This is a genomic window from Trichocoleus sp. FACHB-262 (assembly GCF_014696035.1).
Taxonomy (GTDB): Bacteria; Cyanobacteriota; Cyanobacteriia; order FACHB-46; family FACHB-46; genus Trichocoleus.
This window is the reverse complement of record NZ_JACJPK010000054.1, coordinates 1-13675: the sequence shown is the minus strand read 5'-3', so window position 1 is coordinate 13675 and position 13675 is coordinate 1. Positions and strand designations below refer to the sequence as shown.

At 46.6% G+C, this 13675-nt stretch carries 10 protein-coding genes and 1 pseudogene; 2 read left to right on the top strand and 9 right to left on the bottom strand.

The features are described 5' to 3' along the window. A pseudogene (locus tag H6F68_RS10670) lies at positions 1-137 on the top strand (IS1 family transposase); the annotation flags it as partial. Between the two features lie 363 nt (positions 138-500). On the opposite strand, the gene H6F68_RS10665 reads toward H6F68_RS10670, so the two are convergent. The 3 genes from H6F68_RS10665 to H6F68_RS10655 form a co-directional block, all read right to left on the bottom strand. Next, entirely contained in the window at positions 501-776 is a 276-nt protein-coding gene (locus H6F68_RS10665; protein WP_190558855.1) for a toxin-antitoxin system HicB family antitoxin, read from the bottom strand. Between the two features lie 2 nt (positions 777-778). Beyond that, positions 779-1408, bottom strand: coding sequence for a ParA family partition ATPase (parA, locus tag H6F68_RS10660; protein WP_190437195.1), 630 nt, complete (start codon positions 1406-1408; stop codon positions 779-781). Between the two features lie 241 nt (positions 1409-1649). Further along, positions 1650-1850, bottom strand: a complete 201-nt coding sequence (locus H6F68_RS10655) for a hypothetical protein (RefSeq protein WP_190558853.1) — start codon at positions 1848-1850, stop codon at positions 1650-1652. Between the two features lie 150 nt (positions 1851-2000). Here H6F68_RS10655 and H6F68_RS10650 point away from each other — a divergent pair, with 150 nt between their 5' ends. Continuing rightward, the gene (locus H6F68_RS10650) at positions 2001-4298 is read left to right on the top strand and encodes an NACHT domain-containing NTPase (protein ID WP_190558851.1); all 2298 of its coding nucleotides are present in this window, start codon (positions 2001-2003) and stop codon (positions 4296-4298) included. 55 nt (positions 4299-4353) lie between these two features. Here H6F68_RS10650 and H6F68_RS10645 read toward each other — a convergent pair whose 3' ends face one another. The 6 genes from H6F68_RS10645 to H6F68_RS10620 all read right to left on the bottom strand — a co-directional run. After that, entirely contained in the window at positions 4354-4938 is a 585-nt protein-coding gene (locus H6F68_RS10645) for a tyrosine-type recombinase/integrase (RefSeq protein ID WP_190558849.1), read from the bottom strand. A 388-nt stretch (positions 4939-5326) separates the two neighbouring features. Next, entirely contained in the window at positions 5327-7195 is a 1869-nt protein-coding gene (locus H6F68_RS10640) for an AAA family ATPase (RefSeq protein WP_190558847.1), read from the bottom strand. Positions 7196-7205: 10 nt separating this feature from the next. Further along, positions 7206-8927 (bottom strand): restriction endonuclease subunit S, encoded by a 1722-nt coding sequence (locus H6F68_RS10635; RefSeq protein ID WP_190558845.1) that lies wholly within the window; start codon positions 8925-8927, stop codon positions 7206-7208. A 3-nt stretch (positions 8928-8930) separates the two neighbouring features. Further along, the gene (locus H6F68_RS10630) at positions 8931-10391 is read right to left on the bottom strand and encodes a class I SAM-dependent DNA methyltransferase (protein WP_190558843.1); all 1461 of its coding nucleotides are present in this window, start codon (positions 10389-10391) and stop codon (positions 8931-8933) included. Between the two features lie 39 nt (positions 10392-10430). Further along, positions 10431-12806 carry an EcoAI/FtnUII family type I restriction enzme subunit R gene (gene hsdR, locus H6F68_RS10625; RefSeq protein WP_190558841.1) on the bottom strand — a complete coding sequence of 792 codons (2376 nt, stop codon included), beginning with the start codon at positions 12804-12806 and terminating at the stop codon, positions 10431-10433. Between the two features lie 119 nt (positions 12807-12925). Beyond that, the coding region (locus H6F68_RS10620) for a hypothetical protein (RefSeq protein WP_190558840.1) at positions 12926-13675 on the bottom strand (750 nt) is incomplete at its 5' end.

Here is a 13675-nt window from a genome sequence, read left to right as displayed (position 1 = left end):
ATACCCGACTGAGGCATTATTTAGCACGATTGCACCGGAAAACCTTGTGCTACTCCAAATCAGTTGAGATGTTGAAGTGTTCACTTCGGTTGCTGCTGCATTATTTGAAGTATCGGACAATTCCTCTCTCAGCTTAAATCATTACCTATTCAGCAACGCCTTTGCCTGAAGCCAGCCCTGAAATCCCTAACGACCAGGCAATGAAACACGAAGAACCCTATTTGTCACCGTATTCAAGAGAAAACGGCTTAGATGCTGCCATTCGACAATTAATTGGCTGATGCTCCAATACAGGGCAATCAGTGATCAACTTTATTTTCTTTATTTCTGTATCACATGATTTCTGTAAATCTGTGACTACTCAATTCAGTAACATGCCCCTATCCCGCTAAATCCAACACAGGCCCTTTGAAAAGGCAGAGTGCCTGGGAGGCTATCATCTCAGTTATCGTATTTCTGTAAATCTTGAAAAACGTAAATACGCAATTCCTTAATTGCAATTAACTCTTAGAGCCGTAGTGTTCCTCTAGAAGTTCTCTTAAGAGCTCCACCATCGTTACTCCCTCGTTGGTTGCTTTCAATTTGATGGCCTTATGTAAGCTTTCAGGAATGTCCAAGGTGAGGCGTTTGATTTTCTCTGGCTTAGCTGCTTCTGCTGATGATGGCGGTTGCTCTGCCTCAACCAAAGCTTCGCGGTTGGTTACCCACTCTTCAACGTCTACGGTTTTCTCGACGCCGCTTGGCTTTCGACCAAAGCTGACTTTCTTCCCTGGCATGCCTAAACTCCTAAGCTCAAAATTTCTTTCGTTAAAGCAAGAACTTCCTTAGCTGCTGCCCCTTTTGGGTCAATATCAAGCACAGTTCGCCCGGTCGCAGCAGATTCCGCAAAACCTACTCGCTGGCTAATCACTGTCTTGAGAACGGGAATAGAGTACTCTGCTAACGCATCGCCTACATCTCGTCCGATCGCTGTATTTACGATTCTACGATTAATTACAAATACAGATTTCAGGTTTTCCTTAAATACAGAAGCTTCTTGAATTAGTTTGATGATCTCATTGGCTGCCCACACATCGTAGGGACTGGGTTGAATGGGGACAACAACCAGATCTGCTGCAATGATGGCGGAGCGAGCTAGGTCTGAGACACGAGGTGGCCCATCAATTACAACATGATCATAATCTTTGGCAATGGGAGGGAGATCGCGATGGAGGGTAGGGCGATCGAGCCCTACCACTGAGAAGGGAGGTTTGTCTTCTCGCGCGGCTGCCCAGTCACGGGCAGAACCTTGAGGGTCGGCATCAACTAGCAACACTCTTGCACCTTTCAGTGCCAAAGCATGGCTGATGTGAATGGCAAGGGTTGTTTTACCAACCCCTCCTTTTTGGTTTTGAACAGCAAGTTTCATGTTTCACAGAAGTAAGGATTTACAGAAAACCTGTATTACGATTTTACGGTTTTACAGAAACAAGATACATCAAATTGCGATGGCAGGGTATTCCACATAGTCTTCGAAAAACTCCTATAACTTCTGTTTTTCTGTAAATACAGAAGTTATGAAATATTGTGGCTAAATATAAACAGCTAACGGTGCACAGGCGACCAAGGAATGGAAGCGCTTTATCCATCCCCTGGTTATCAACATCAGCCTAATCAGGTTTACCCGTCCGGTTGGATGGCATCATCAAGCCGATATAGCCACCAACACCGACCTTGGCCAGATCAGCAAACGTAGCACGGGCATTCTCATCAATACATGCCAAGGCAAAGGAACCAATGACCAATACCAGAATTACGAATGGAAGAACATCTAGTTTCTGAGGGCGGCGCGATCGCTTCGTTTTCCGCATTGCATTTGTCCTTGAAATCAACACCCTTATCGTCGCGATCGCAGCTTCTGTTCCAGTTGCAGCTAGGACAAAGCCAGGTATGACTTCAGCCTAAGTTCGGTATGACTTTACCGCCGTGGGTAAAATAAGCTCAAATTTCACCGTTGAACTATGGGCACGCGATCGCTCCAGGCTTCGCAAAAAGGGATTGAGAAAGCAAACCTTGCTTTAGCTAACTATTCGCTCAACCAGAACGCTCTGGCAGAAGACTTGGGGCTCTCTCGGCAGACGGTCAACAAATTCTTCAAGGGCAAGGCGATCGACCGCGAGAATTTTGCCCTCATTTGCGAGCGCCTAGGGTTGGATTTGGAAAATATAGTGGCACTCAATAATTTGGCCCCTGATGCCAGTGAGCTAAGCGATCGCTCTCAACTTGATGTTTTAGTTCAGGAAGTTAGGCAAAAAGTCTCTGCCAATATCCAAAAACGGTGCGGGGAGATGCGAGTGCTGGATATGACTCGCCCGATCGGCTTGGACACCATCTACACCGATGTTAATATCCTGCAAGAAATCACTGGGCGACGACGGCTAGACCTGGCAGCACTGTTGCAGCACTGCAACCTGGAAGAGTTTGATCACTTTGGTTTTGCCCACACCCGTACAGAGCGTAGGTCAGGGCTGTTAGCTGTAGAGGCATTCGATAAGTTAATGCTGCTGGGCAAGCCTGGTGCTGGAAAGACCACCTTTCTCAAGCGACTGGCAACGTTGTGCAATGCGGGCACCTTCCAGAAACATCGAGTTCCCATCTTTATCACGTTGAAGGATTTTGGAGATAGCTCAGAAGCGCCTAGATTGCTTACCTACATCAGCCAGTGGTTGGAGGAACTAGGTGTTCAGGAGCCTCAGAACGCAGAACAAATCCTTAGCCAAGGGCACGGCTTTTTGCTGTTGGATGGACTAGATGAAGTCAGCGAGGCAACCAGCAAGCAGGTGTTGCAGGAAATTCAGTCTTTTTCTGACCGTTTTCCTAAGAATGCCTTTGTGGTATCTTGCCGAATTGCAGCGAAAGAGTTTGTCTTTCAGCAGTTTACAGAGGTTGAAGTTGCTGATTTTAATGACGAGCAAATTATAGACTTTGCTGGTCGCTGGTTTGAAGCAAAACAGTTGCCAGAGAAGACGAAGCGATTCTTAGCAAAACTGAGAGCGCATCCCCGCATTCAAGAACTGGCGACCAATCCTCTGTTGCTGACCCTGTTGTGTCTGGTCTTTGAGGGACGAACCGACTTTCCCGCCAACCGCTCCGAACTATATGAAGAAGGATTAGACGTCTTGCTCAAGAAATGGGATGGCACCCGCAGTATTGAGCGAGAGCAGATCTATCGAGAACTTTCACTCAAACGCAAGGAAGACTTGCTGAGCCAGCTTGCTTTTACCACCTTTGAGCCGGGTAACTACTTCTTCAAACAAAAGGATGCTGAGCGCCTGATCGAAGCCTATATTCAAAACCTACCTGGTGCTCAAGCAGACCCAGAGGCCCTGCAACTTGGTAGTGAGGCCGTTTTGAAGTCCATTGAGGCGCAGCATGGACTACTGGTGGAACGGGCACGAGGCATCTACTCCTTCAGTCACCTGACCTTCCATGAATATTTCACTGCTCGGGAACTTGAGACCCAAGATGACTTGCATCAAATCCTCATGTCCTATTTCACAAAAAAGCGATGGCGCGAAGTCTTTCTGCTAACGACAGGAATGCTGAGAAATGCTGATTCCCTGCTACTGCTGCTGAAATCTCAAATTGATGAGATGTTGGTAACTGACGAAAAACTTCAGCAATTCCTCAACTGGGTTCAGCAAAGATCTTGCTTAGCGAGCTTACCATACAAGTTCGCTGCCCTTCGAGCGTTCTACTTTGCCCTCGCTTTCGACCGCGACCTCGCCCAATACCAATACCTCGCCCTCGCCCTCGACGTCACCCTTCCCTTAGGATTCCGCTTCTCCACAGACCGCGACCTCTGCCTCGACCGCGCCCTCGACTGTGCCCTCAACCGTGCCCTCAAATTCCCCGACGACTACAACTTCGACTACCCCCTCAGTGTCGCCCTCGACCACACCTTCGATCCTGCACTCAAGCAATCCCTTGAGGAGCTTAGAGATCAACTTCCTGATTACGAAGAGGATTGGAAGCTTTTCGAGCAGTGGTGGCGAATTAACGGTTCAGACTGGATAGTGAGATTGAGGGCTGTGATGATCAACCATCGTAATATTGGTCATAATTGGCAGTTCAGTGATGACCAAACAAAACAACTCCAGCAATATTACGATGCCAACATATTATTAGTTGATTGTCTTAACAGTGATTGTTACGTTAGCCGAGAAGTTCGAGAGGAAATTGAGGCCAGTTTGCTACTTCCCATCGAAGAGATCAAGCATCGCTTTCCCGGCCAACTGAACAACTTCAGCATCTCTTAACATGCTATTCGTAAGGTGGATCATCACAGCCTTAATCATCCTATTCCGTCTCCTTCTACATCCAAACAATGCGATCAAACCTGGCTGGATTAGCCGCCGTATACCGCACCGTATGCTGGATATTCTTATGTCCTAAATATTCCTGAATGTCCCGAGTCGGCAACCCCTGCTCCGCCAGGTAATAACCGCAGGAATGACGCAACATATGCGGATGCACCGGCAACGGGAGATCCGCCAACTCTCCAGAGCGCTTCATGATCTTAGCGATCGCCCCCGTCGTTAACCTCGCACCCCGTTCATTTACAAACAGAGCATAGCTACCCGAATACCTTTCTCGCAGCAACACCAACGCTTCTAGCTCATCCGGTTGCAGGCGATGCACTCCACTGTTACTGCCCTTGAGGCGGGTGATCGCAATACAGCGCTCTTCCAGCATCACCGCATCCCACTTCAGCAAACAAGCCTCTCCTACTCGCAATCCGTGGCGAAACATCAGCAATAGCAGCGTCCGATCGCGGAGGGGATGTCTACCGCGTTGACCTGCGGCCTCAAGCAGCCGCTGCACCTCTCTAGGAGTTAAGTACTCCCGGCTGCGGTAAGTGAGATTCGGTTGTCTAGAGAGCTCTGTGGGGGAGGACATAGAGCCATTTTAGAACGACTGTCTGTAAAAGAGTCTTTTTACGGACAGTAGCTCTAAAATCATACTGAACAGTTCTTTACCAGCGCAGATTTTGAGTGTTTAGGCACTTAGATATCGTAGTGAAATATTTAGTTTTAATCGGCAATATCGACTACAGTTTTTTCATTGTTAAAACTGGGCTACCTACAAATGAATCAACGATGCAGCCACTAGCAACGATTTCTCTGATTCCCTAACACAAAGGATGATGTTTAATTGGCAAAGATGTAGCGATCGCTTCTCCTCTGTTAACACTGTTCATGCTGTGGTTACTTTTTCAACAGAGCGAGAATGGACAGTGTTCGGTTTTGTAAAGATATGACATTCGGTTACCGATGAACTCCAGAGGTTAAAGAGACGGACACTTCAACCGAATGAATTCAAACATCGGACGGAAGACCTCAAAGCAGGCGGCATCAAGCGTAGGAACTACATCTTTAGCGAAGGTTGTCTTTGCCGCGTCTGATTTGAAAACAATTTTGCTTCCACCAACACAAGGTTCGTCTTGGTAGTAAGCAGCAGTGGCATCTTGACCATAAAATAGGTGTTCAATTTCGCAACAAGAGTTGCCACCAAAGGTTTCATTATTAGAAGCATCTTTGATAACTTGTCGCTGAATATCCACATGAGTGGGAACAGGAAGCATGATGGCATAGGAATCACCGCTTGCCCATTTTTTAACCATCCCTTTCAATGGATTTTTCTCTACTTCCGTTCCATTTAACCCATTCCATTGGTCATAAGCTTTATCAAAATCGAACAGAGCAAAAATTGGAAGCCCACCCATCTCATCGTGTATTCGGTTATCGGTCAAAAGCTGATTAATGTAGGTGGAGCTAAAAGCGTAGAAAGGGATGAATGGCATCTCTTCATCAAACAACTTATACCAGGCTTCTTTAAGAATGATGGGGTCGGTGCTTCCTTCAGTAAAAAGTACTGGCTTATTCTCAATTTGAATAGCGTTAATGATGCTCAGCAATCGTTCTTCCTCCGAATACTTGATTAAGTCTGAACTAAGCTTTTTAATTGCAATCCGTTTCTCCAGTTCATAACAGTTTGCATAATTATTTTTGATATCGAAGAACTTAATTTTCTTTTTGTCGTGGGGAATCAGTGTCACCGCACTGTGGCTACTCATCAAAACATGATTGTTCTTTGCAGCAGTATCAGTAATGTCAAACACCTGTTTGAGAAAATCGAATTGCCATTCGGGGTGCAGGAAGGAGTCTGGCTCATCTAGCAGGGTTATGCAGTTACGGTCTTTGAAGATTTCGACGATAGAATAGATATAGACCGACTGGAACTGACCATCACTGAAATAATCGCTCTCTGCATTAGTACCGTTTTTTAAACTTAAAGGGATTGAGATACTCTCTAACATCCTGAGAGTTTTTAGATCATTGAACTGGCGAAAAATGTCAAAGGAGCTTTCTCCCTCAAACTTCTTTTGAAACAACTCGATATTAATAGAAAAGAGATAGCAATCTGCCGTTTCTACATATAGGTCGCTAATGTTAAATTCGCCCTTTATACATTCAACCAGTTTATCTAGAAACTGACGATTAGCTCCTCTTATGCCCCAGTACAGAGTTTTAGGATCTAAAGACTCAATTTTGAATTGCTTACTAACAAAAGCTGGACGTTTTAGTAACAGAGTGGCTTCTGGGGAGACGGTTTCAATGCCTAGCTTCTGATGGATGAACTCTCTCGCTCTATTTTCTTCTTTCTGCATTAACATAATTGCTAGCAGAAGATTTTTGTATTCAGAACCAATACCAATAAAACGTGGACTATCAGATTTAGGGGTGAGTTGACGAAAACTCCTACGTAATTTGGTGTGAAATTTTTTCCTGTATTTTTCAACTAAATCAGTCACGGTCTTATTGTGACCGGAGTAGTAAACTAATATATTTCCTGGGAGCAGATTTTTAGCGATAGTCTTACGTTCTTGGTCATTAATATTAAGCGTTCCAGACGAATAGCTAATATCGATATCTTCATTATCTATCTCGTATTTAATCTTGAAATCGAAGTTGAGTGTAGCTGTTTTACGGTACTCATAGAGATGACGAAAAATTTCGATCAGTGCTTCAAATAAGTTAGATTTCCCTGTACCGTTTTTGCCAACAAAGACATCGATAAAGCTGCTACCATCAAAGTCTAGGGTGAAGTTTTTAAGGTTTTTATACTGGCTGATGTAAACCGATTTTAGGCGCATGGTTTCTTCTTTACACCTGAGCCATCACAGCATTGAGCAGGGTGGTTTGTTTACTGGCGGCAGCATCAATCTGATGATCTAGATGATCACAAAGAGCCATGAGTTGATAGATTTTGGCGACAATGCGGTGTTGTTCCGCTAGGGGCGGGATCGGGAAAAGTAACTTTGACAAGATTGCTTGGGTTAAGAATAAGCGTGTTGAGCCTGAGCAAAGCTCTGTTAATTGTGCATTAATTGATCGAGCACCCTTGAAAAGCAAGCAGAAGTAACCGGCAACCATCACCTGTTTATCCAATGAGATTTTCATAAGGTTGGTAGATATTAATCCGTAAGGTGCATCATCTGGAAGCTGACATAGTTCACCGATAGTCCCAGATCGAGAGACTATGATGTCACCGCCCTGTACTCTAAATGACGACAACTCCTCTGCTTTCTCTGCACTGACATAGATCTTGTTTTTCCCGCTGAACGATCCATTTTTATTAATACTTTCGATTCCCCAAACTGGTATTCCTTCCGTTCTATGGTCAGCTTTGTGTAGTGAAGAGCCGAAGGGACCAGTTCTAATATCGTTTTTGAGAGAACGAACAATCGTATCGATCTTTCCCCATACCCACCCTTGTGGCAGTTGTGCAGGTACCTCTTCGATTTTGATTTCTGGTAATGGTGTGGATTGCTTGATTTTCCCTTCTCTCACCAATTTCTGTTTCTCAGCCTTGATCGTCCTCAACAATTCACTAGCAGGCTCATCATTCGGGTCTTGGGGCACCAGTTTGCCCATGACAGCCAGTTGCAGGATTGCCTTACGCAGTTCGGCTACGTTCTCTTTGACTGAGTAGAGTTCGCCAAAGTGTTGGGTGATAAAGCGCCAAGCGGTGCTGAAGTCGTCGCTCTCCTTGGCTGTTAGCAGGCGATCGCAAGCAGCAGTGTGGATGGTAATTCGTTTTTGGTTGCGTTCTGCCCGCAGCTTTTCCAGCTCATCACAACGAGCCATGAGGCGATCGGTTTTGGCGACAATGCGATGTTGTTCTGCAAGAGGGGGAAGAGCTATTAGCATTTCGCTTAATTTGCCAAGATAAATCCCCTTTTGTGCTGTGCCTTTACCGTGCTTTAAGTAGTAGTCAGTGCATAGTGGTGAACCTAGTTGTTTGCATAAAAAATCTGGACTAATGGGTGTATCAATAACAGCAACACTACGCTGAAGAACAAACTTTGGTGCATCATGAGGTACCACCGCAGGTCTTCCAAGTGATGCAACAATAGTGAGTAATACATCGCCAGGAGATATATTTGTGCGCTTATTTTCGACATGAAAATCTTCTTCGCTAACATGTCGAGATGGGCTTAAAAAATCTATTTTGCCGAAATTAACATTTTGACTACTAAGCATTGGATAACCGTTGCCGGAATCTTTGGGGGGGTTGTGAGAACCATCCGTCAGTTTTGTGGAAATACTTCCCAATCGCACCCACTCCCAATTTTTGGGTAGTTTATAAGGCACTTCATCCAGCTTAATTTCTGGCAAGGGCTTAGGCTGCTTGATTTTCCCTTCTTTCACCAGTCTCTGCTTTTCAGCCTCGATCTCTTTCAACAATTCACTAGCAGGCTGATCATCTGGGTCTTGCGGCACCAACTTCCCCTGCATCGCTAACGTCAAAATCAGTTCGCGTAATTTCTGAATGCCATCCGGTGCAGCAAAGGCGAGGTCAAAATGTTTTTCCAGCAGGTTCATTCGCTATTCCCCCAGCGACTGCATCAATTCCTGCTTCAGCGCATTTTGAGCCGCTTCAAGCTGGTCAACGATCGCCAGATACTCGTTCATCAATACATCCGGGTCGCCATGATTAATCTCAACTTCATGCGGGTTCTTGCAGTCGAGGTTGTAGTTCCGCGCCGCGATCTCCTGCGCTGAAACTTTCCAGGCATATTCATTGACCTTGCGCCCCTTTCGGGTTGCCCCGCCCCACCATGCTTTCTCCCGGTCAAACTCCTGAATCGTCAGCGGCTTCGAGCGCGAATAAGACTTATAGCCTTCCGGGTAAGGATGCTCAAAAAACCAGACATCCTTCGTCGGTTCCCCTTTTTCAAAGAAAAGAATATTGGTATTGATGCCTGTGTAGGGGCTAAACACTCCCTTGGGCAACCGGACGATCGTGTGCAGGTTAAACTCCTCCAGCAACTCACGCTTCAGGTTCGTTTTCGTGCCTTCACCAAACAGAAACCCATCGGGCAACACCACGGCAGCACGTCCGTTATCGGGTTTGAGCAGGTGCATGATCAACGCCATAAACAGGTCGGCGGTTTCGCGGGTCTGGTACTTTCTGGGGAAGTTGTTTTCAATGCCGTCTTCCTCCATGCCCCCAAATGGCGGATTGGTGACGACAATATCCACCCGATCTTTGGGTCCATAATCCCGCAGTGGACGGCTCAAGGTGTTGTCGTGACGGATATTGGTAGGCACATCAATGCCATGCAGCATCACGTTAGTCATGGCTAGCATGTGTGGCAGCGGTTTCTTTTCTACCCCAGTGATCGTGTCTTGCAGAATTTTCAAATCCTCAGCCGTTTTGACCTGCGGTTTCAGGTGCTCGATCGTGTTAGTCAAAAAGCCACCTGTGCCACAGGCAGGGTCTAGCACTTTTTCGCCCAATCGCGGATTGATGATATCCACCATGAACTGAGTCACAGCACGAGGAGTGTAATATTCACCCGCATTACCTGCCGATTGCAGATCCGCCAGAATCTTTTCGTAGATGTCGTTAAACAGGTGGCGATCGCTTGAAGAATTGAAATCTACATCGCTTTCGATGCAATTAATCACCTGACGCAACAGAGTGCCCGACTTCATGTAGTTATAGGCATCCTCAAACACCGCACCCACGACCCTACCGTGAGGCGAAACCCCAGCCGCATTAGCCAGCTTTTTCAGCGAGGGAAAGAGATCGTTGTTGACGAAACCGATCAACTCCTCGCCCGTCATCCCCTCTGGATTTTTTGCCCAGGTTGACCAGCGCAATTGGCTCTGTAACGGCGATTTATACCCCTTAACTGTAAACTCCCACTCCTGCTCTTTGTCATCAAAAATCTTAAGAAAGAGCAACCAGACAATCTGGCTAATGCGCTGAGCGTCGCCATCGACACCCACATCCTTACGCATGATGTCTTGAATTGTTTTGATGAGAGTCGCAATCGCCATGCTCTATATCTAAGGTTTCCTGGTTATGCGTCCTAGAGATTATGCGCTGTAGAGTGACTCTTTTAAGCCGTTTACAGCCCGCTGGTAGTTGTCCAGCCCACCAAAAGCACGGACAATCTCGATCGGGGTGCCAAACTCGGTAAAGGGCGCAACCGTAAGAATTTGTGTTTCCTCAATCTGCCCAACACCCCCATCGGCATACTTATCCAACAAGGCTTCTAGCACCCGTCTAGCCTGGTCACCATATTGGGTAAAATAATTGCGCTTTTTAACCTGCTCAGCCCGTTCCTGGCGAGTCAACGGTGGCATATCCCAGGCGACATGGCAAAGCAGGTCGAAGGGGTCGCAATCTTTCCCGATCTCTTCAGCCAGCGCCTCAAAGAATACACCTTCGTTCGCTAACTCATCAACAATCGCCTGTTTCTTGTCAGCACTGCTCCAGCGTCGGAGAAAGTCGTCCAGCGAGGCAAACTCCTTGGTTAATGCCTTGCGGGTGTAGTCCTTGAGCGATTCAGTGATCAACTTGCCGTTCCCATCAAAATACTGAACCCGCTCAGCAACGACCTTGACTTCCACATTAGCGACAACATAGCGTCGAACATTAGGCTCATAGTCAGAATCAGCAGATTCGGCTACACCAGTCCATGAGCTGCCTTCAACCGGGTCAGGGTATTGATAGCTGTCTTCGGGTTCTTCGCCTTCCGGCAGCTCTGGGGGAACTGGCGAGTCATCGAGATGCTTCGGCTCGTAAATCTGCACTGGGTCGCCGTCAAAATCAGGGTCAGCAAATAGCTCAGTGGCCTTTTTAAAGTCGATGATTGTGAAATAAAACTTGTCGTAGTCCTCATTGATACGGGTGCCCCGACCAATAATCTGTTTAAACTCGGTCATCGACTGAATCCGCTGATCGAGCACAATCAACTTACAGGTCTGAGCATCAACGCCCGTAGACATCAGTTTAGAAGTGGTGGCAATCACCGGATATTTGGATTCTGGAAAGATAAAGTTATCCAGCTCTGCCTTGCCTTCGTCGTTGTCGCCCGTAATTCGCATGACGTAACGAGAATTTTCGGTAACCAGGTCGCCGTTTTCGTTAACCAGCGCCTGACGCATCCGCTCCGCGTGGTCGATGTTTTCGCAAAAAACAATAGTTTTATCAAAGCGACTAGTCTGCTTCAAAAACTCGCTAATTTTTCGAGCGATCAGTTGAGTGCGCCTTTCCAGTACGAGGTTTTTGTCAAAATCCTTCTGGTTGTAAATGCGATCCTCGATCTCGTTGCCGTATTTATCGACCATCCCTTTTTTCGGTCGCCAACCCTCTACATCCTTATCAATATCAATGCGTACTACCTTGTAGGGCGCAAGAAAACCGTCATCAATGCCCTGCCGTAGGGAGTAGGTGTAGATAGGTTCGCCAAAATAGTCGATATTGGAAACTTCCCTGGTTTCCTTCGGGGTGGCTGTCAAGCCAATCTGTGTGGCAGAGGAAAAATAGTCCAGAATTTGCCGCCATGCCGAGTCTTCTGCCGCACTCCCTCGATGGCATTCATCTACCACGATCAAATCGAAAAAATCAGGGCTAAATTGTTTATAAATATTTTGCGCCTCTTCCGTACCAGAAACCGCTTGATATAGCGAGAGGTAAATCTCATAGGCTTTGTTCGCTTGCCGCTTTTGGATCTTGGTCATCGCCGAGCCAAAGGGCTTAAAGTCATTGGTCATAGTCTGATCGACTAAGATATTGCGATCTGCCAGAAACAGGATTCGTTTTTTCGTCTTAGACCTCCACAGTCGCCAGATAATCTGAAAAGCGGTAAAGGTTTTGCCCGTGCCAGTAGCCATAACCAACAAGATGCGGTTTTGCCCCTTGGCGATCGCTTCAATGGTTTTGTTGATGGCTAGCAATTGATAGTAGCGTGGGGTCTTATTGCTGCCGTCGCTGTAGTAATCCTGCGTGACCAGATTCTCTTCCTGCTCAGACAGCCCTCGATGGGTAGACCACCATTGCCAAAGCGTATCAGCCGATGGAAACTCTCCCAGACCAAGTTCACGCTCGATGATGCCATCAGTAGCAATTTTGTTATGAAACAAAAAGCCATCGCCGTTGGAACTAAAAACAAAGGGCACCTGGAGCATTTCGGCATATCCAAGCGCCTGCTGCATCCCATCTCCCAGGGAATGATTGTTGTCCTTTGCCTCAATGATGGCAATGGGAATATTAGGTTTGTAAAAAAGCACATAGTCCGCCCGTTTATTTCGGGCACGGGTATGCAATTTGCCCCGAACCAAAATTCGTCCATTGGTCAGCGGAAATTCTTCACGGATCTGACTCAAAACATCCCAACCCGCCCTTTCTAGGGCAGGTGTAATCCACTTTGTGCAAATATCACGTTCAGAAAGCTGCTTCTTATTCATGCTTCAGCTTCCGCTAAGCCTCTACGTGTTCAATTTGTAGCAGTATGTACACCGGGTAGTTTCTGTTTGTAAGGTGCTAACTCTTATTAGACTTCCCTCATCAAACCATTAGGCCTCACTTACGAAAGCAAGCTGGCGATCGCGCGCCAGTCCTCCCAAACCTGAGAGCCACGGCGCAGCACCCCAATTGAGCCAGGGGGTAAGCCCGTTACCTTGCTATCCGAAGACGTGAAATACTCAATCAAACCCGCAGCATAAGCTCTGTCGTACCAATCATTGAACTCTGCCGTCGCACTAGTAGAGCGCTGAGCTGGCTTCCACTGGCCTCGAATCGCATCCACCAACAATCCAGCCGGATTTTTCACCTCACTGCTCTTCTTACGTTCCTTGACTAGCGCGATCGCGTCCTGAACCGTCGTCAAAGTCGCTTCAAGCACCACCGCTGCAATCTGTGGATTCAACGGAATCGGGGCGATCGCCACTTCAACTTGACTTAAAATCTCGCGCTGCTCACCGCTCGCGGAAAAATTATCTATTTCAGTATCTTGAACTAAGTTAGTTAGCTCTGCATTTAAATCTGAGCTTTTTAGAAGGTTTATACCTAAGGTTTCTTCCTGATCTTTCTTCTCTTGACTAGCTTGACTTTTTTTATTTACAGCAGCAGGGAGGGTGGAGGGTTTGTCTGTTTTCTCTAATCTTTCTCTATAAGAGAGTACGGAGCTGCAAGGGTTTGAGGCCCCTATTTTGGACATTTCTATCCCAATTTGGACATTTTGATCCAGTTCTGCGACATTTTTGTCTAACTGGGGATGGTTGGCGACAAGCTTAAAAATCTTGCCTGAGTACTTCCGCACCACCTCGACTAGACC